The organism is Terrirhizobium terrae, from assembly GCF_030323265.1.
Taxonomy (GTDB): Bacteria; Pseudomonadota; Alphaproteobacteria; order Rhizobiales; family Rhizobiaceae; genus Neorhizobium.
In genome coordinates this window covers 2610311-2627478 of record NZ_CP104992.1, presented here as the reverse complement: position 1 = coordinate 2627478, position 17168 = coordinate 2610311, and the positions used below count along the sequence as shown (strand labels likewise).

Sequence of the window (17168 nt, the reverse complement as noted above, 5' to 3'; positions counted from 1 at the left end):
CCTTCAAGCCGCCTTTTCTTCCGCCAATGCCTTCTGCACGGCGGGTCGTTCCAGCATCATGCGGTAATGGGCATGGACGCGCGGAAAATCCGCGATCTCCACCCGGTCGCTCTTCAGCCAGCCAGACATGAGAAAAAGATAGGGATCGGCGGTGGAATAGTGCTCACCGAGCACATAGGGGCCTTCCAGCATGCCGTCCTCGATCAGGCGAAAGCACTCGGTCATCACCTGCGGCAGCTTGGTCTTCATGTCGTCGAACGAAGATTCCTGATCGGCCCAACGATAGCCGCGCCTTCCATGGGCATGGGCCACATGAACGGTGGACGCCATATAGGCGTTAAAGGCCTGCATCTTCGCAAACAGATAGGGATCGTGAAGCGGCGCCAGTTTCGCCTCGGGCGCCATCTGGGCGATATAGGCAAGGATGGCGACGGTCTCGGTCACGGCACCCTCTTCCGTCACCAAGGCCGGGACGCGGCCTTTCGGATTGATCGCCAGATAGGCTTGTCCCTGCTGCTCCTTCTCGGCGAAGTTCAGCTTCTTCACCTCATAGGGCAGACCGGATTCGGCCAGCGCGATGTGGCTGGCGAGTGCGCAGCTTCCGGGCGAGAAATAGAGCGTGTTCATCGGTATCCTCCCTGCTTCCCCAGTCATAACACGGCATGAGCCGCTGACCAGTCCGGGCGATGCCGATCCGCGCAATCAGCCGAACATGGCGTCGGTGACCCTGACGTCACCGACATGGCGGCCGTTCCAGTTCTTCATCTGCCGGTTGGCCATGCCCATCAGCTTGGTCTCAATCTCACCGCCCTTTTCGAAATAGCGGGCGATCAGGGCGAAGATCATCGCCTCGGCGGCACGGGTTGTGCCATCCTCGCATTTGACGGCCATGGAAAGCCCCTGCTCCGGCAGAAGCGCGACAAAGACGCCTTCGGCGCCGGTCTTGGCGAAGATCTTGCCGGGCGCAAGCTCCATCAGCTGGGTGCAGGCGCGGCCGGTGCCGGCCACGTAGAAGGGCTCGGCCATGCAGGCATCGATCAGGCGACGCGAGGCCTTTGCACGCGAGGGGAGAGACCTTCACCGGTCAGCATCTTGGCGAAGCCGTGGGCAAGGCCCTTGAGCGGCACGGCATACGTCGGGATCGAGCAGCCGTCGGTGCCGCAATTGTCGGCGCCGAGCACGGCACCGGTCAAGCTCTGCATGACATCGCGGATTTCCCGCTGCAGCGGATGGTCATATTCGACATAGCCTGCCACCGGCGCATCGGAATGAACGCAGGTGCAGACGAAGCCGGCATGCTTGCCGGAACAATTGTTGTGGAGCTGCGTCGGCGCGTCCATCGTGCGGGCCTGATGGATGAGCGACTGCTGCTCGAAGGCCCAGTGGGAGCCGCATTCCAACGCCGAGACGTCGCGGCCTGCCTTGGCCAGCATGGAGGCCGCCATTTCCGCGTGACGGTCCTCGCCGGAATGGGAGGCACAGGCGAAGGCGAGTTCGGCATTACCGAAGCCATAGGCATCAGCCGCGCCGCTTTCGATCAGCGGCAGGGCTTGCATCGCCTTGCAGGAGGAACGCGGGAAGACGGCAGCGTCAGCATCGCCGAAGGAAAACACCGTCTTTCCGCTACCATCGACCACCACGCCCAATCCCCTGTGGCGGCTTTCAACGAGATTGCCGCGGGTCACTTCTACGGTAACGGGATTTTGCATGGTCAGTCCTGGCTTTGCTGGCTTGAATGACAAGAAGAAACGGTGGCAGCCTCTTAGCTTGTTCGCCCATTACTTGCACGGGAAATACTTATGAAATCGGTAAAGCGATTGCTGATCGTCATTTTCGTCGTCTACCTGCTGCCGACCTTTGCTTCGGCAGGGCTTTGGGCAATGGGAGAACACCCGTCCCGTTGGAGCGAAGCACGCTGGACGTCGGCCGGCATCCTCCCGAAGGCCGATGAAAGCGATGAAGCGGCGATCTACATTTTCTCGGCGATGACCGGTGGGCTGAAGGGTTCCGTCGCCAGCCATGCCTGGATCGTGACGAAAGAAAAGGGCGCTTCCGCCTATACCCGCTACGACAAGGTGGGCTGGGGTTCACCGATACGCCGCAACCACCGGGAGGCGGATGCCTACTGGTATTCGAACATGCCGCAGATGGTGGCCGAGATCCGCGGCGCGAAGGCGGAACTGCTGATCCCGAAGGTCGAGGGCGCGATCGCCGCCTATCCCTATGCCGAGCCGGGCGGCTATACGATCTGGCCCGGACCGAACTCCAACACTTTCGTTGCCTATGTGCTTAGGACCGTGCCGGAACTCGGCGCGGTGCTGCCGCCCCATGCGGTCGGGCGCGATTACCTGCCGAACGGCGAGTTCATCCATCTCGACGACGACTGGCGCGACCTGCATGTGACGCTGCGCGGCCTTGTCGGCTTTTCCATCGGTCAGCGCAGCGGCATAGAAGTGCATTTCCTCGGCCTCGTCGCGGGGCTCGATTTCGCCCAGCCCGGCGTCAAAGTGCCGGCGCTCGGGCGGATCGGGGTCTGATCTGCAGGCCGCGACATATCCCGAAAATGCAAAACGCCCGCGGCAGAGCGGGCGTTTACAGAGTAGATTGCCTATCTATTGATCAGAGGCCGTTGGCGGTCCGTGCAAAGTGACGGATGTTCTTCGGGTCGACCCCGATATCGGTCAGCTCACGCGGCGTCATGCGCCCCAGTTCGGCAACCGTCTGACGATACTTGCGCCAGTTGGTGAAGGTGCGTGCTACGTTCATGATAGTCCCCCTTTCCTGGGTTTTCGAAGCCGGCGGCCAGTCCTTGGCGCCTTCATTGCTTCGATGGCTTTCTTATACCTCAGGATGCATTGCTGGCGTAGCACGCGTTTGTCAGCGCACCTATGTGCAATTCGCATAGGTCGAACTGATCTCGATCAAAGTTAAGGCAATCGACTGCGGATAGACTGAAGGGATCTTCGTCAAAATCGTCGCGACCATATCGGACGCACAAAAGGAAAAGGGCCGCCAGAGCGACCCTTCCATGAAATCTAGTCCGTTCAACGAACCCGGGCCGCCTCTAGACGGTCCGACAGGAAGATAAGGTTTAAGCCGAGGGCTGCCTCGTCAAAACCACCTTTCCATTGCCCGAAACACAGACCGAAATCTCATTAGACATTGGATCACCTTCCTTTCACTACGTTGACGATGACTAAAAGGTAGGAGCGAAAGGCGCCTTTCGCAAGGCAAGATATGTAACCGAACCGCGAAATACGTGTGTTGCAAAGCTCACGGCACGTTTTAGCATACGCAAGCGATCGAGCCTGATTCTCTTCCCTGCTCTTGCTGGACATCCCTTTCTCTCCCTCTACATTACGGGCCATCCCGCCATTGCACGACAGGCCTGCCGTGAAACTTCCGACCGTTCGCCGAGACCCGACCGAGGCCCGTGAAACGCTGCCGCCGCTCGAAATTGCCATCACCCAGACGATCGAGGACAGGGTGCAAGCGCTGGTCATGCAGGAGGTTGCCTATGGTGTGCGCAGCAAAGGCAAGGTCAAAGCCCGTGCTGTCATGTGGATTTGGCTCTGGCTGTTCTTCGTGCTGGCCCTCGGCTTCTTTCTATATGACGACATTCGCGAACGCGGCGTCGAGGTCTTTCTGACGGGTTCCGCGATCGCCGCCATTCTACCCATCTTGCTCCTGCTGGTCGCAGCGACGATCGCAGACCTTTTGTGGGCCAGGGGCGTGGCCCGGCGCAAGCGGGGAAATACCGCCGCTATCTGACGCGGCTTGGCGAGACAGGCCAGCGCGCCGTCAGCTTCCGCTTCGATGGCGAAGGAATCACGCTTATCGAAGCGGATGGGATGGCCCAGCTACAGCCGTGGCACGACAATCTGACGCTGACGGACGAGAATGGATGGCTGTGCTTCGTCGGCCATATGCACGAGTTGTGCATTACCATTCCCAAGTACGATCTCTCCGCCCAACAGATCGAGGCGATACTAGAATGGAATGAACTGCGCACAGCGGCAGGCCTGCCTGCAAACCTCGCAATCGCGCCGGAACTCCAAGGCGCAGAAATCGCGCGTTCGGAAACATTCACCTCCAGCCGCGACGAGCTGGTAGCCACGGTGGAGGAGACCGGCAACAGCCAGGCCTGGAGGATGCATCGCATCAGGACTTTCCTAGCTATCGCCGCTGCACTCAGCCTTCTTACCCCGGCATTCTATCTGATCGGTTGGCTAATCGATCCGGATCGGCTGCCGCTTGCGATCGCATGGCCGATCTATCTCGAACTATTCATGACGACTTTCTGGAAAACGGCTTTGGTCGCAGTCGCGGTGATGGCCGGCTTTGCCGCTTTCAATTCAACGTTTCGTCGCTGGGGCGCCCGGTTTTATGCCGACCAGATGTTGGCGGCAGGACTTGGTGAAAGCACTGTCGTGATCGGCGAGAACGGGCTCCTGGACGATGGCACCGCGATCCGCATGTTCATTCCGTGGAAAGCCATCCGCAGGGTCAGGATCTCGCCCGACCACATTTTCCTGACGATACGGCTGGGCGCCGTGCTCACCTACCCTAAGCGTGTCTTTCCGTCGGACAAGATCCCGGCCATCGAAACGCTGTTCCGCGAGCGGGTCGGCCAAGGCGTGAGCGAAGGGAAGAACCCATGAAGAGCATGGCTGTCCTTTTGCTGACCTACCTCCTGCTGGCAGCCGGATCGGCTGAGGCCACGGATACCGCCGCTTTGACGCTCGATCACGGCATCTCCTTTACGCTGCCGCCCGGCTGGGTGCTGGAGGAAAAACGCGATACACGCAAGGGCGACAACGGCCGCCTCATCGTCGAGATCGCCTGTGAGACCGAGCATTGCAAGAACGACACGCTGGAGACCTGCCGCGTGGTGCTTTTCCCGGAGCATCATGGCGACGCGCGGGATGCCGAAAGCCTCGAAGCGCTCTATGCAGCGCCTATGGCACGCTATTTCCGCATGCGCGCGGTGCGCATCGCCACCAGCAAGGACGCCGAATTCCGTCGCCTGCTGGCGCCGATGAGGATCGGTCCGCGCGATTGGTACGTGGCCGAAACCGACGCCCGCCACAACATGAAATCGGGCCTGTTCGCCGATACCATCATCGGTGGCTGGAAGGTGCAGGTGAGCTGCAAGACCTGCGAAACTGGCGAGATACGTCATCGCGACGCTATGGCCATGCTCGCCTCGTTCCGTCAGGACGCAGACTGAGCCCGGCTTAAAGCTTCAACACGATCTTGCCGACATGGCTGCTGGTTTCCATCAATCGGTGCGCCTCGACGACCTGACCGAAATCCAGCACCGAATGGATTACCGGCGCGACCTTGCCCTGTTCCAGGAGCGGCCAAACCTGAGCCAGAAGATCGTCGCGGATGGCGCGTTTCTCTTCCGCCGTGCGCGGGCGCATGGTGGAGCCGGTCACCGTCAGGCGCTTGACCATGATCGGCGTGAGGTTTGCGTTCTCGACCGTGTTGCCGCCGAGGAAAGCGATGATCGACAGGCAGCCGTCCTTGGCAAGCACCGCCAGGTTCTTCTCGAAATAAGCACCGCCGATCATGTCGAGCACGACATCGACGCCCTTGCCGCCGGTCTCGTTTTTGACCACTTCGGCAAAATCTTCCGACTTGTAATCGATCGCCCGCGTCGCACCGAGCTTTTCGCAGGCTTCGCATTTATCGCGCGAGCCCGCCGTCGTGTAGACGGTCGCGCCAAAAGCCTTGGCGAGCTGGATCGCGGTCGTGCCGATGCCGCTCGAGCCGCCGTGGATCAGGACGCTCTCGCCTTCGGTGAGGCCGGCCATCTGGAAGAGGTTGGCCCAGACGGTGAAGAAGGTTTCCGGCACGGCTGCAGCCTTTACGGCGTCATAGCCCTTTGGCCAGGGCAGTGTCTGACCGGCCGGGAGGACGCAATAATCCGCATAGCCGCCACCATTGGCGAGGCCGCAGACCTTGTCGCCGATCGCAAATTCGGTGACGCCTTCGCCGAGCGCCACGATCTCGCCGGCGATCTCGAGCCCGAGGATCGGACTTGCGTCCTTCGGCGGTGGATAGCTGCCCTGACGCTGCGCGACATCCGGGCGATTGACGCCTGCAGCCTCGACCTTGACCAGGATTTCTCCAGCGCGCGGCTTCGGCAGCGGACCCCGGGCAAGTTTCATCACCTCGGGCGCACCGAAGGATGGCAGGTCGACATGGCGCATGTCAGCGGGAAGCGTCGCGGGGGAAAGCGGCATGGAGAACTCCTGTCAGCGTGAAGCCACTGACTTAGGTCAGGCCGCTAGTTTTAGAAAGGCGGCGTTAAGCCGCTCTGTCATTTTGTCTCGCCGAAAGTCGAGAACACGAGCCCGCCTTCGCTCTCCTTGGCGCTCGCCTTGACCGCTGCGATCTCCACGCTGATGCGGCCGATATCGTCGAGCAGCAGGTCCTTGGGCAATTCGAGAACGCCGATCGAGCAGCGCAGCAACGGGAAATCTCGCTCGCGGCCGGAACGGTCGTGGCCGCGGATCTTGCCGGCGGCGCGTTCTTCCTCGGAATAGAGTTCGATCGCATCGTCATGGAAATCACCGAGCAGGCGTTCCAGGATCTCTTCCATCTCCTCACGCGTCCAGTCACGCACGCCAATGAAGAAATCGTCGCCGCCGATATGGCCGAGGAAATGTTCCTCGGAGAAGAAGTAGCGCTTCATCAGGGCGGCGAAGAGCGAGATGGCGTGATCGCCCTTCTGGAAGCCGTAGTGATCGTTGAAAGGCTTGAAGTTGTCGAAGTCGCAATAGCAGAAGAAGCGCGACTGACCGTCGTCGCGGCCGGCCTCCTGCATGAAATCGCGCACGGCGCGGTTGCCCGGCAGGCTGGTCAGCGGGTTCTGGTCCTGGGCGATCTTCAGCTGCTTCTCGTTGACGACCTTGATGAGCGAGGCGGCCGACACGACGCCAGCATAACGCATGTTTTCCGTCAGGATGACGCAGGCGCTGTTCTCCATATTGGCAAAGAGGCTCATCAGTTCTTCCGCTTCGGCATCGAGGCCGATGATCGGCGCACGCTCGACGAAATGGGCGATCGAGCGCTCATAGACCTTGTTCTTCAAAAGGTCGCGGCCGAAAGGCTGATGAATAAATTCCTTCAGGTGATATTCGTTGATGACGCCACGCGGTTCGCCATTGGCATTCAGCACCGGAAAGAAGGCCTGGCGCGGGTTGCGGCGGAAGAGTTCGAAGACCGAGTCGATCGCGTCGTTCTCGAACACCGTCGGCAGTTTCTCGATCTGCTTGCGGATGAGGATTTCGTCGAGCGACTGGCTGGAGCGGCGTGTCCGGCCGATATCCGCAAGATGATGAAATGAATGCTGCAGTTCCGAGGTGAATGTCGTCGGCTTGGCAACGAAATAGCCCTGGACCAGATCGACGCCATATTCGCGACAGGCGAGGAAATCCGCCTCGGTCTCGATGCCCTCGGCAATGACGCGGATGCCAAGGACATGGGCGATGTTGACGATGCTCTTGACCAGATGGCGCTTGCGCGGGCTCGCCTCGATATTGGAGACGAAATGCCGGTCGATCTTCAAATAATCGACCGGGTAGTCGCAGAGCAGCTTCATCTCGCCATGGCCGACGCCGAAATCGTCGATGGCGAGCTTGAAGCCCGCCTTGCGCATCTCGCTCACCAGGTCGGCAAACTCGGGCACGCTGGTATTGTCGAAGCGCTCGGAGAATTCGAAGCAGACGGAGGACGGCGCGATGTGGGCCGCGCGCAGGTGGTGCAATACCCGCTCCAAAAACTCATGCCCCTGGGGGATGAGCCGGACATCGAGATTGAGGAACAGCGTGGCGGAGGAGAAATCCGGCAGCGTGGCGAACTTGGCGAGCGCGCGGCCCGACATCATCTGTTCAAGCGCCAGAAGCTGGCCGGAGCCTTCGGCTTCGTCCAGCAGTTCCGGCGGCGAGGAAAAGCCGATCCGCTCATGGCCGCGCAGCAGGGACTCGTAACCGAAGACCGTACCCGTCGCGACTTCGACGATGGGCTGGAAAGCATTCTCCAGCACCAGTTTTCCGAGACTGACAAGCTGATCGCCCGCATAACGCCGGACAATTTCCGGCTCAACAACGGCAGCAGACGACATCACGCGATACTCCAACGCAAGGCAGGCTGCAAAGCCCCCATAAAGATGTGGGAAAACTGGCGCACAACCTCTCAACAATCCGTTGCTCGTCTATGAAGTTCGTATGAAGGTTTTGTGACGGTCGGCGAGGTTGTGCTTAATATTCAATTAATTAGCACAGCCTCACCACGCCTCATGCCTGTCGGGCGGCGAGCGCTAAGGCAACCATCGCCCAACCCTGGATCATCAGATCCACCGCCAGGAACGCGCCAAGCACGAGGAGGCTGTTGACCGGCCAGCCGAGGGCTATGATCAGACCGGCAAGAGCCGTGATGACACCGCCAGCGACGATCCAGCCCGATCCCCGATGCGGGCGCATGCGAATACCCACCCAGATGCGGAAAATGCCCGCCACCATCAGCGCGACCGCCATCAGAAGCGTCAGGACGACCGCGGTCAACGCAGGGTTCCAGAAGGCGAGAAAGCCCGCGACCGTGTAAAGGATGCCGCTCAGCACCCAAGTCAGCGTATGTTCCCAGCCTTTGACCTGGAAGGCATGAAAGAGATAGGCGAAGCCACCGATCAGCATCAGCATGCCGATGTAGAAAACCGATGCAACAGTGGCAGCGAACAGATTTGCAAAGGCTATGAAGCCGAAAACGATCAGCAGGATGCCGAGCGCGAGAAACCAGCCCCACTTGTCCCGCAGCGTCGAAACCGGGGGCGTATCCAGACCGAGAACCATGACACTTCCTCCTAAACCGTGAACCAGAGAATGAAGCTATCGCCGCCCGCCAGCAGGCGGCTTGGACGTTTCGAATATCGCGGATCGGATTTGGTGCGACCTTGACCGGCGTCAATGGCGCGCTTTTGGAACAGCGCTGTTCGCAATCACCGCTTGATCCAGAGCGCGATCAAAAATAACTCGGTACGACGCCAATTCCGCCATCAGAGAGTCGACCGCGATCATGTCCCGCCCGAATATCCTCATCATCATGGTCGACCAACTGAACGGCACGCTGTTTCCGGATGGTCCGGCGGACTGGCTGCATGCGCCGCATCTGAAAGCGTTGGCGGCACGCTCGGCACGGTTCCGCAACAACTACACGTCCTCGCCCCTCTGCGCCCCGGCCCGCGCCTCGTTCATGGCCGGGCAATTACCGTCACGGACGCAGGTCTATGACAATGCCGCCGAATATGTCTCCTCCATCCCAACCTATGCGCATCACCTGCGCCGCGCCGGTTACTACACGGCGCTTTCCGGCAAGATGCATTTCGTCGGGCCGGACCAGATGCACGGGTTCGAGGAGCGGCTGACAACCGACATCTACCCCGCCGATTTCGGCTGGACGCCGGATTATCGCAAGCCGGGCGAGCGGATCGACTGGTGGTATCACAACATGGGATCGGTGACCGGCGCGGGCGTGGCCGAGATTTCCAACCAGATGGAATATGACGACGAGGTCGCCTTCCTCGCCAACCAGAAGCTCTACCATCTGTCGCGCGAGAGTGACGACGCGGAGCGACGCCCCTGGGCGCTGACCGTGTCCTTCACCCATCCGCACGACCCTTATGTGGCGCGGCGGAAATTCTGGGACCTCTATAACGATTGCAAGCACCTGATGCCGGAGGTCGGCATGCTCGACGATCAGGATCCGCATTCCAAGCGCATCCTGGGTTCCTGCGACTATGCGAGCTTCGCGATCACCGACGAGCATGTGCGCCGCGCACGGCAAGGCTATTTCGCCAACATTTCCTATATCGACGAGAAGGTCGGCGAGCTTATCGACACGCTGACCCGGACGCGGATGCTGGACAACACCTACATCCTGTTCTGCTCCGACCATGGCGACATGCTGGGCGAGCGCGGGCTGTGGTTCAAGATGAACTTCTTCGAGGGCTCGGCGCGCGTGCCATTGATGATCGCCGGGCCGGAGGTCGCCCCTGCCCTGCATGAGGCGCCGGTTTCAAATCTCGACGTGACGCCGACACTCTGTGACCTCGCCGGCATTTCCATGGCCGAGATCGCGCCCTGGACGGATGGTGAGAGCCTGAAGCCGGTCATCGACGGCGGGAAGCGCACATCGCCGGTGCTGATGGAATATGCCGCAGAGGCTTCCTATTCCCCGCTCGTCGGCATCCGCTCGGGAAAATGGAAATATATCCATTGCATGCTCGACCCGGACCAGCTGTACGACCTCGAGGCCGATCCGCAGGAGCTGACGAACCTCGCCGATGATCCGGATTTCGCCGACGTCGTGGCGATGTTCCGCAAGCAGCGGGAGGAGCGCTGGGACATGGGCGCCTTCGACGCCGCCGTGCGCGAAAGCCAGGCGCGGCGGTGGGTTGTCTACGAGGCGCTGAGAAATGGCGCCTACTATCCGTGGGACCACCAGCCCTTGCAACGAGCCTCAGAGCGCTACATGCGCAACCACATGAACCTTGATAACCTTGAAGAATCCAAGCGCTACCCTCGGGGCGAATGACGCGCGGGGAATGCGGAGAATGACCATGAAAGCACAGCCGAAAGCCAGCCACTTCATCGACGGCGAATATGTGGAAGACACTGCAGGTACCGTCATCGAGAGCCTTTACCCCGCCACCGGCGAGGTGGTCGCAAGGCTGCATGCGGCAACGCCCGCGATTGTCGAACAGGCGATCGCGGCGGCGAAACGCGCCCAGCCGGAATGGGCGGCGATGAGCCCGACGGCGCGCGGCCGCATCCTGAAGCGAGCCGCCGAGATCATGCGCGAGCGCAATCGCGCGCTGTCCGAACTCGAGACGCTCGATACCGGCAAGCCGATCCAGGAAACGATCGTTGCCGACCCGACCTCGGGCGCCGACAGTTTCGAATTCTTCGGCGGCGTGATCGCGGCAGGCATGAACGGACAATACATCCCGCTTGGCGGCGATTTTGCCTATACGAAGCGGGTGCCGCTCGGCGTCTGCGTCGGCATCGGCGCCTGGAACTATCCGCAGCAGATTGCCTGCTGGAAGGGTGCGCCCGCACTCGCCGCCGGCAATGCCATGGTGTTCAAGCCTTCGGAAAACACGCCGCTCGGCGCATTGAAGATTGCCGAGATCCTGATCGAGGCCGGACTGCCGAAGGGCCTGTTCAATGTCATCCAGGGCGACCGCGCGACTGGCCCCCTTCTCGTCAATCATCCCGATGTCGCGAAGGTTTCGCTGACCGGCTCCGTGCCGACCGGCCGCAAGGTGGCGGCAGCGGCAGCCGGAAGCCTCAAGCATGTGACGATGGAGCTTGGCGGAAAATCGCCACTGATCGTGTTCGATGATGCGGATATCGACAGTGCCATCGGCGGCGCGATGCTCGGCAATTTCTATTCGACCGGTCAGGTCTGCTCCAACGGCACGCGCGTCTTCGTGCAGCGGAAGATCAAAGACCAGTTCCTGTCGCGGCTTAAAGTCCGGACGGAAAAGATCGTCATCGGCGAGCCGATGAACGAGGCGACGCAGATGGGACCGCTGATTTCCTTCGACCAGCGCCAGAAGGTGATGAGCTATATCGACAAGGGCAAAGCGGAAGGCGCCACGCTTCTGACCGGCGGCGGCATTCCCAACGATGTCACCGGCGAGGGCTATTACATCCAACCGACCGTATTTGCCGACGTGACCGACGAGATGACGATCGCGCGCGAGGAGATCTTCGGGCCGGTGATGTGCGTGCTCGATTTCGACGACGAGGACGAGGTGATTGCGCGGGCGAACGCCACCGAATTCGGCCTGTCGGCCGGCGTGTTCACCGCGGATCTGACGCGCGGGCACCGGGTTGTCGACCAGCTCGAGGCCGGGACGCTGTGGATCAACACCTACAATCTTTGCCCGGTGGAAATGCCGTTCGGCGGGTCAAAGCAGTCAGGTTTCGGGCGGGAGAACTCGCTCGCGGCTCTGGAGCATTACTCCGAGCTGAAGACGGTTTATGTGGGAATGGGCAAGGTCGAGGCGCCGTATTGAGGGGTACCCGGTGGGGCTTACCCCTTACCAACTTCGGCCAAGGGTTCGCTTTGCTCACCCGGCCTTCGTATCCTCTCCCGCAAGGGGAGAGGCAGGGTGCCACAAGCCGCCTTCGCTTCGAGCAAGAGGGGGCCACGAGTTTACCTCTCCCCTTGCGGGAGAGGATAGCAAGTCCGCGAGAGGCATAGCCGATCGCTGGACGCGCTTGGTGAGGGTGAGGCCCTTCAGCCAGCGCCGCAGACAGGGGACAGGTTAGAATGCAGGCAGATTTCGTCATCATCGGTTCCGGTTCGGCAGGTTCAGCCATGGCTTACCGGCTGTCGGAGGACGGCAAGCATTCGGTGATCGTCATCGAGGCCGGCGGATCGGACTATGGTCCGTTCATCCAGATGCCGGGCGCGCTGGCATGGCCGATGAGCATGAAGCGGTACAACTGGGGCTATCTCTCCGAGCCCGAGCCCAATCTCAACAACCGCCGCATCACCGCGCCGCGCGGCAAGGTTCTCGGCGGCTCGTCCTCCATCAACGGTCTCGTCTATGTGCGCGGGCACGAGCAGGATTACGAGCGTTGGGAAGAGCTGGGTGCCACCGGCTGGTCCTATGCGGACGTTCTGCCCTATTTCAAGCGGATGGAAACCTCTCACGGTGGCGAGGCCGGCTGGCGCGGTACCGACGGGCCGATGCATGTGCAGCGCGGACCGGTGAAGAACCCGCTGTTCCACGCCTTCATCCAGGCGGGCGCGCAGGCCGGTTTCGAGACGACCGAGGACTATAACGGCTCGAAGCAGGAAGGTTTCGGGCTGATGGAGCAGACGATCCACAATGGTCGCCGCTGGTCCGCCGCCAATGCCTATCTGAGGCCGGCGATGAAGCAGCCGAATGTCGAGATCGTTTATGGCGTTGCGCAGAAGGTCGTCATCGAGAATGGCCGCGCCATTGGCGTGGAAGTGCTGCGCCGTGGTGTGCCGGAGGTGATCAAGGCGAACCGCGAGGTCATCGTCGCCGCCTCCTCCTTCAACTCGCCGAAGCTTTTGATGCTGTCGGGCATTGGCCCGGCGGAGCACCTGAAATCCATGGGCATAGAGGTGAAGGCCGACCGTCCAGGCGTCGGCGCCAACCTGCAGGACCATATGGAATTCTACTTCCAGCAGGTCTCGACCAAGCCGGTATCGCTCTATTCCTGGCTGCCCTGGTTTTGGCAGGGCGTGGCCGGCGCGCAATGGGTGCTTTCGAAAGGCGGGCTCGGCGCCTCGAACCAGTTCGAGGCCTGTGCCTTCCTGCGTTCCGAGGCGGGGTTGAAGCAACCGGATATCCAGTATCACTTCCTGCCCGTCGCAATTTCCTATGACGGTAAGGCGGCCGCCAAGAGCCACGGTTTCCAGGCGCATGTCGGCTACAACCTGTCGAAATCTCGCGGCAATGTGACCCTGCGCTCGGCCGATCCGATGGACGAGCCGGTGATCCGCTTCAACTACATGAGCCACGAAGAGGACTGGATCAAATTCCGCCATTGCGTGCGGCTCACTCGCGAGATCTTTTCCCAGAAGGCCTTCGATGATTATCGGGGGCCGGAGATCCAGCCGGGCGAGAAAGTGCAGTCGGACGAAGAGATCGACGCCTTCCTGCGCGAGCATCTGGAAAGCGCCTACCATCCCTGCGGCACCTGCCGCATGGGCCGCGCCGATGATCCGATGGCGGTCGTGGACCCGGAGTGCAGGGTGATCGGCGTCGAGGGGCTGCGTGTGGCGGACTCATCGATCTTCCCGCACATCACCTACGGCAATCTCAACGGTCCCTCGATCATGACCGGCGAGAAGGCGGCGGATCACATCCTCGGCAGGACGCCGCTCCCCGCAGCAACCAGGAGCCCTGGGTCAATCCAAGAGCTGCGGTGAGCGATCGGTAGTCATTGCAAGAAGATCAATGGTAATCGTCCTCGCGCTGGTGCCGGATGGCGAGAATAGTGACTTGCGTGGCATTCTCTATCTCGAAAAGAGCGACGTAACCCGCTGATTCGAAGGGGATGACGAGTTCCCGTATAAAAGGATTGCCCTCTTGCGCTTTCCGAGCCGCAAAGGGGAATTCCCTTAGCGTGTTAATCGTTCTTATGATGACTTCGACCGCTCGTTCCGCGGTATCGAAATCATGCTCCAACAGAAATGCGTAGAGCCGCTTGATATCGGCGCGGGCTTTTTTGGCGTAGCGAAGTCGGAAGGTCATCTTTTCAGTTCGGCGCGCTTTGCCTCAAAGCATTGCTCTCAACTCGTCGTGGACCTCATCAGCATCATAATACTCGCCGGTGCGTCTGGACTCCTCTCTTGCCGCCAGCCCCCTTGCGATGAACTCAGCCTGGGTTTTGCGATAGTGGACCTGCTTTTTCAGAGCATCTTCCACAAACGCTGACAACGTCTCTCCTTTTTCAAGCACGCTTTCTGCTGCTGCACGCAATTCGGGCTCGACGCGGAGCGAAGGAATTGTCGCAGTTTTTGTCGCAGCCTTCATGGCACACCTCATGCGTTGCAATTGCGATGCATGATGCGCTCATCCACGAATAATGGCAAGGCTACAGAAAGCCGATCCACCTTCCCGCCACGACTGCACCAATCCAGATCGCAATCGAAGCAAAGGCCGAAATCCGCAGGCCAGTCGTTACTCCGCCACCTTGAAGCACCGCCTTCCAACCGCTGCTGCGATGAACCGCAATTACATTGAGCAGCCCCAGCGCGATCAAGCCGAGCTTCCAGAGAAAGGCTGGATTGGTCGCATATTCCACCGGCCGGACGGAGAAGAGACAGAGGCCGCTGATCATCGTGAGGACGAGGCCTGTTCCTGCCAGACGCGACAGGTAGGGGGCGACGACCGGCAGCGGGATAGGCTTCGCGAGGCCTAACAGTCTCAGGTCCAGCGCCAGGATGGCGCCGAACAGAGTGCCGAGGCTGAGAATGTGGGCGGCATTGACCAGCAGGTAAGCGGTGGACGACCGGATGAGCAGGCGCGCGACCGGCGTCGCCGACAGCGGTTCGATCCACTCGGCAATCCACTCCATGTCGCAGGCCTAATTCGTCTTGATCCTCTCTGGATACATGTCGAAATTCTTGCCTGCGACGGTGATGCGTACGGCCTTCATCAGCTTCTCGTTCTCATCCTGGGACTTATTTCCTAGCACGGTGATGGCGTCGCCGACCTTGGCGGAGCCTTCAGCAAAGCCCGAGCGTTCGGTCTGGCGCGGATTGCCGAGATCGATCTGCCAGACCACACCCTCGGACATGACCGTGAGCGAGGGATGCGGCGGGGCGAAGGATATCGACTGGATCGTCCCTTCGAGAGTCGTCTGCTCGCCTTCCGCCCAGGCCCAGCCGTGATGGGCGAAAGCGGTGCCGGCGATCGTGGCGAACAGGGTGGTGGCGGCGAAGGCCGCGGCAATCGCGCGAGTTGTCATCGGTATCATGGCTGCTCTCCTTTTCCCGTTTCTGCCGATGAAGTGGGACAGCCTTGCCGCATGGCGAGTGGCCTCACCGGTTGTTGAAGGACGGTTCATCGAAAGCGAGCAAGCCATGCGGTGCTCATCATCGCTCCGCCGGAGATTCCTCGTTGCTTGGAACGGCGTAGCTACCCGCCATGCCGGAAACAGGCCCTAGGGCCGGATTTCGGGCAACCCGGCCTTGCAAGCCCGGGAACAGGCGCTTAAGCAAGCCTGCATACGCGCCCTTCCTGCAACCTGCCGCCCTCTCGTCCGCCATGTCCTCTGCCTTCCGCCGTTCCAAGATGTTCCGCCGTTCCCGCGTCATGCGCGGCTCATGGTCGGTGTGGAAACCGCGGATCGTGTTCTGGATCGGGGCGCTGATGATCGGCGTCGTCAGTGTCGGCTTTGCATGGGCAGCGGATGCGGCCCACGGGCTGTTTACGGCGATGACGGAGGCCGGGCCGCACACCTTCCTCATCCCGCTTGTCCTGACGCCGGCCGGCTTCGCGCTTTGCGCATGGCTCGCCATCACCGTCTTTCCCAATGCGCAGGGCAGCGGCATTCCCCAGGCGATCGCTGCGCGTCATCTGCGTCATGAGGAAGACCGCAAGCTGCTGCTCTCGCTCAAGATCGCGGTCGGCAAGATCGTGCTGACCGTTGTCGGCCTGTTCTGCGGCGCTTCGATCGGCCGCGAGGGACCGACGGTACAGGTGGGCGCATCGATCATGCTGGCGGCCGCGCGCTTCGGCGGCATGGCGCAGGCGCGTGGGCTGATCCTCGCCGGCTCGGCCGCCGGCATCGCGGCGGCGTTCAACACACCGCTTGCCGGCATTGTCTTTGCCATCGAGGAAATGAGCCGCACCTATGAAGCCCGTGCCAATGGGTTGGTACTGACGGCAGTCATCCTCTCCGGTCTGGCGGCACTCGGGCTCGTCGGCAGCTATACCTATTTCGGCGAGACCTCGGTCATGGCAACCAGCCATCTCGACTGGCTGATGGTCGGGCTTTGCGGCATCGGCGGCGGTGCGCTTGGGGCCGGTTTCAGTGCCGGCGCGATAAGACTGTCGCGGCGCATCCGTCGCTGGGCGCAGCCAAACCCGATGAAGCGCATGGTAGGGCTGGCCACAGGCTGCGGCCTGCTCGTCGCGTTGATCGGCATCATTTCCGGCGGAGAGACCTTCGGCACTGGATACGAACAGGCCCGTGCCATGCTGGAGGGCGATGCCGCTTCGCCGTTCTTCTTCATCGAGAAATTCGCAAGCACGCTCGCCTCGATGGTGTCGGGCATTCCCGGCAGCATCTTCGCGCCGTCGTTGTCGGTCGGTGTCGGCATGGGTGCGACGCTGGGCTCACTGCTTGGGGCCAGCATCGCACTGTCGGCGCTTCTCGGCATGGCCGGTTATTTTGCAGGCGTTGTGCAGGCGCCGATGACCGCCTTCGTCATCATCATCGAAATGACCGGTAACCACGAAGCGGTGATACCGGTGATGGCCGCATCCATGCTTGGTTACATCACCTCGCGCATGCTGTCGCCGGAACCGCTCTACCACGCCCTCTCGCGGCCGTTCATCGCCGCCGGATTGCGGGCGCGGCGGGCGGAAAGCCGGGCAGCCTGAG

At 61.2% G+C, this 17168-nt stretch carries 16 protein-coding genes and 2 pseudogenes; 8 read left to right on the top strand and 10 right to left on the bottom strand.

Going from position 1 to position 17168, the window contains the following annotated elements; translation table 11 throughout:
* Nucleotides 1-3: 3 nt before the first annotated feature.
* Entirely contained in the window at nt 4-627 is a 624-nt protein-coding gene (locus N7E02_RS20695; RefSeq protein WP_286579487.1) for a glutathione S-transferase family protein, read from the bottom strand.
* Nucleotides 628-702: 75 nt separating this feature from the next.
* A pseudogene (locus tag N7E02_RS20690) lies at nt 703-1709 on the bottom strand (asparaginase).
* 90 nt (nt 1710-1799) lie between these two features.
* Between N7E02_RS20690 and N7E02_RS20685 the strand changes: the two are divergent.
* Nucleotides 1800-2537 (top strand): DUF3750 domain-containing protein, encoded by a 738-nt coding sequence (locus tag N7E02_RS20685; RefSeq protein ID WP_286579486.1) that lies wholly within the window; start codon nt 1800-1802, stop codon nt 2535-2537.
* A gap of 82 nt (nt 2538-2619) precedes the next feature.
* Here N7E02_RS20685 and N7E02_RS20680 read toward each other — a convergent pair whose 3' ends face one another.
* Nucleotides 2620-2766 carry a DUF1127 domain-containing protein gene (locus N7E02_RS20680; protein WP_092997469.1) on the bottom strand — a complete coding sequence of 49 codons (147 nt, stop codon included), beginning with the start codon at nt 2764-2766 and terminating at the stop codon, nt 2620-2622.
* A 627-nt stretch (nt 2767-3393) separates the two neighbouring features.
* On the opposite strand from N7E02_RS20680, the gene N7E02_RS20675 reads away from it, so the two are divergent.
* From N7E02_RS20675 to N7E02_RS20665, 3 genes are read left to right on the top strand one after another with little or no spacing between them, the layout of a single operon-like run.
* Entirely contained in the window at nt 3394-3771 is a 378-nt protein-coding gene (locus N7E02_RS20675) for a hypothetical protein (protein WP_286579484.1), read from the top strand.
* A complete protein-coding gene (locus N7E02_RS20670; protein ID WP_286579483.1) occupies nt 3720-4661 on the top strand; it encodes a YcxB family protein in 942 nt (313 codons plus the stop codon). The genes N7E02_RS20675 and N7E02_RS20670 overlap by 52 nt, the downstream gene beginning before the upstream one ends.
* Complete coding sequence (locus N7E02_RS20665; RefSeq protein WP_286579481.1) at nt 4658-5230, top strand: hypothetical protein; 573 nt, start codon at nt 4658-4660, stop codon at nt 5228-5230. Before N7E02_RS20670 ends, N7E02_RS20665 begins: the two co-directional genes overlap by 4 nt.
* 7 nt (nt 5231-5237) lie before the next feature.
* Here the strand turns inward: N7E02_RS20665 and N7E02_RS20660 are convergent, their stop codons facing one another.
* The 3 genes from N7E02_RS20660 to N7E02_RS20650 form a co-directional block, all read right to left on the bottom strand.
* Nucleotides 5238-6251, bottom strand: coding sequence for an NAD(P)H-quinone oxidoreductase (locus tag N7E02_RS20660; protein WP_286579479.1), 1014 nt, complete (start codon nt 6249-6251; stop codon nt 5238-5240).
* Between the two features lie 77 nt (nt 6252-6328).
* Entirely contained in the window at nt 6329-8134 is a 1806-nt protein-coding gene (locus N7E02_RS20655) for a bifunctional diguanylate cyclase/phosphodiesterase (protein WP_286579477.1), read from the bottom strand.
* 172 nt (nt 8135-8306) lie between these two features.
* Nucleotides 8307-8858 (bottom strand): HdeD family acid-resistance protein, encoded by a 552-nt coding sequence (locus tag N7E02_RS20650; RefSeq protein ID WP_286579475.1) that lies wholly within the window; start codon nt 8856-8858, stop codon nt 8307-8309.
* A gap of 223 nt (nt 8859-9081) precedes the next feature.
* Between N7E02_RS20650 and betC the strand changes: the two genes are divergently transcribed.
* The 3 genes and pseudogenes from betC (at nt 9082) to betA (ending at nt 13994) form a co-directional block, all read left to right on the top strand.
* The gene (gene betC / locus N7E02_RS20645) at nt 9082-10599 is read left to right on the top strand and encodes a choline-sulfatase (protein ID WP_286579474.1); all 1518 of its coding nucleotides are present in this window, start codon (nt 9082-9084) and stop codon (nt 10597-10599) included.
* 25 nt (nt 10600-10624) lie between these two features.
* Nucleotides 10625-12088, top strand: coding sequence for a betaine-aldehyde dehydrogenase (gene betB, locus N7E02_RS20640; protein WP_286579473.1), 1464 nt, complete (start codon nt 10625-10627; stop codon nt 12086-12088).
* A gap of 257 nt (nt 12089-12345) precedes the next feature.
* Nucleotides 12346-13994 (top strand): annotated as a pseudogene (gene betA / locus N7E02_RS20635) (choline dehydrogenase).
* 14 nt (nt 13995-14008) lie between these two features.
* On the opposite strand, the gene N7E02_RS20630 reads toward betA, so the two are convergent.
* The 4 genes from N7E02_RS20630 to N7E02_RS20615 form a co-directional block, all read right to left on the bottom strand.
* The gene (locus N7E02_RS20630; protein ID WP_286579472.1) at nt 14009-14308 is read right to left on the bottom strand and encodes a type II toxin-antitoxin system RelE/ParE family toxin; all 300 of its coding nucleotides are present in this window, start codon (nt 14306-14308) and stop codon (nt 14009-14011) included.
* Between the two features lie 24 nt (nt 14309-14332).
* Nucleotides 14333-14590, bottom strand: coding sequence for a YlcI/YnfO family protein (locus N7E02_RS20625; RefSeq protein ID WP_286579470.1), 258 nt, complete (start codon nt 14588-14590; stop codon nt 14333-14335).
* A gap of 61 nt (nt 14591-14651) precedes the next feature.
* Nucleotides 14652-15134 carry a DUF6644 family protein gene (locus N7E02_RS20620; RefSeq protein ID WP_286579468.1) on the bottom strand — a complete coding sequence of 161 codons (483 nt, stop codon included), beginning with the start codon at nt 15132-15134 and terminating at the stop codon, nt 14652-14654.
* Between the two features lie 9 nt (nt 15135-15143).
* Nucleotides 15144-15536, bottom strand: coding sequence for a DUF6152 family protein (locus N7E02_RS20615; RefSeq protein ID WP_374730649.1), 393 nt, complete (start codon nt 15534-15536; stop codon nt 15144-15146).
* Between the two features lie 317 nt (nt 15537-15853).
* Between N7E02_RS20615 and N7E02_RS20610 the strand changes: the two genes are divergently transcribed.
* Entirely contained in the window at nt 15854-17167 is a 1314-nt protein-coding gene (locus tag N7E02_RS20610) for a chloride channel protein (protein ID WP_374730648.1), read from the top strand.
* The last annotated feature ends 1 nt before the right edge of the window (nt 17168 follow it).

Excerpts from the sequence above, each read along its gene's own strand:
- N7E02_RS20685 (WP_286579486.1), top strand. The coding sequence starts at position 1,800 with ATGAAATCGGTAAAGCGATTGCTGATCGTCATTTTCGTCGTCTACCTG.
- N7E02_RS20695 (WP_286579487.1), bottom strand. The coding sequence starts at position 627 with ATGAACACGCTCTATTTCTCGCCCGGAAGCTGCGCACTCGCCAGCCAC.
- N7E02_RS20610 (WP_374730648.1), top strand. The coding sequence starts at position 15,854 with ATGTTCCGCCGTTCCCGCGTCATGCGCGGCTCATGGTCGGTGTGGAAA.
- N7E02_RS20630 (WP_286579472.1), bottom strand. The coding sequence starts at position 14,308 with ATGACCTTCCGACTTCGCTACGCCAAAAAAGCCCGCGCCGATATCAAG.
- N7E02_RS20615 (WP_374730649.1), bottom strand. The coding sequence starts at position 15,536 with ATGATACCGATGACAACTCGCGCGATTGCCGCGGCCTTCGCCGCCACC.
- N7E02_RS20655 (WP_286579477.1), bottom strand. The coding sequence starts at position 8,134 with ATGTCGTCTGCTGCCGTTGTTGAGCCGGAAATTGTCCGGCGTTATGCG.
- betC (WP_286579474.1), top strand. The coding sequence starts at position 9,082 with ATGTCCCGCCCGAATATCCTCATCATCATGGTCGACCAACTGAACGGC.
- N7E02_RS20625 (WP_286579470.1), bottom strand. The coding sequence starts at position 14,590 with ATGAAGGCTGCGACAAAAACTGCGACAATTCCTTCGCTCCGCGTCGAG.
- N7E02_RS20650 (WP_286579475.1), bottom strand. The coding sequence starts at position 8,858 with ATGGTTCTCGGTCTGGATACGCCCCCGGTTTCGACGCTGCGGGACAAG.
- betB (WP_286579473.1), top strand. The coding sequence starts at position 10,625 with ATGAAAGCACAGCCGAAAGCCAGCCACTTCATCGACGGCGAATATGTG.
- N7E02_RS20665 (WP_286579481.1), top strand. The coding sequence starts at position 4,658 with ATGAAGAGCATGGCTGTCCTTTTGCTGACCTACCTCCTGCTGGCAGCC.
- N7E02_RS20660 (WP_286579479.1), bottom strand. The coding sequence starts at position 6,251 with ATGCCGCTTTCCCCCGCGACGCTTCCCGCTGACATGCGCCATGTCGAC.
- N7E02_RS20620 (WP_286579468.1), bottom strand. The coding sequence starts at position 15,134 with ATGGAGTGGATTGCCGAGTGGATCGAACCGCTGTCGGCGACGCCGGTC.
- N7E02_RS20680 (WP_092997469.1), bottom strand. The coding sequence starts at position 2,766 with ATGAACGTAGCACGCACCTTCACCAACTGGCGCAAGTATCGTCAGACG.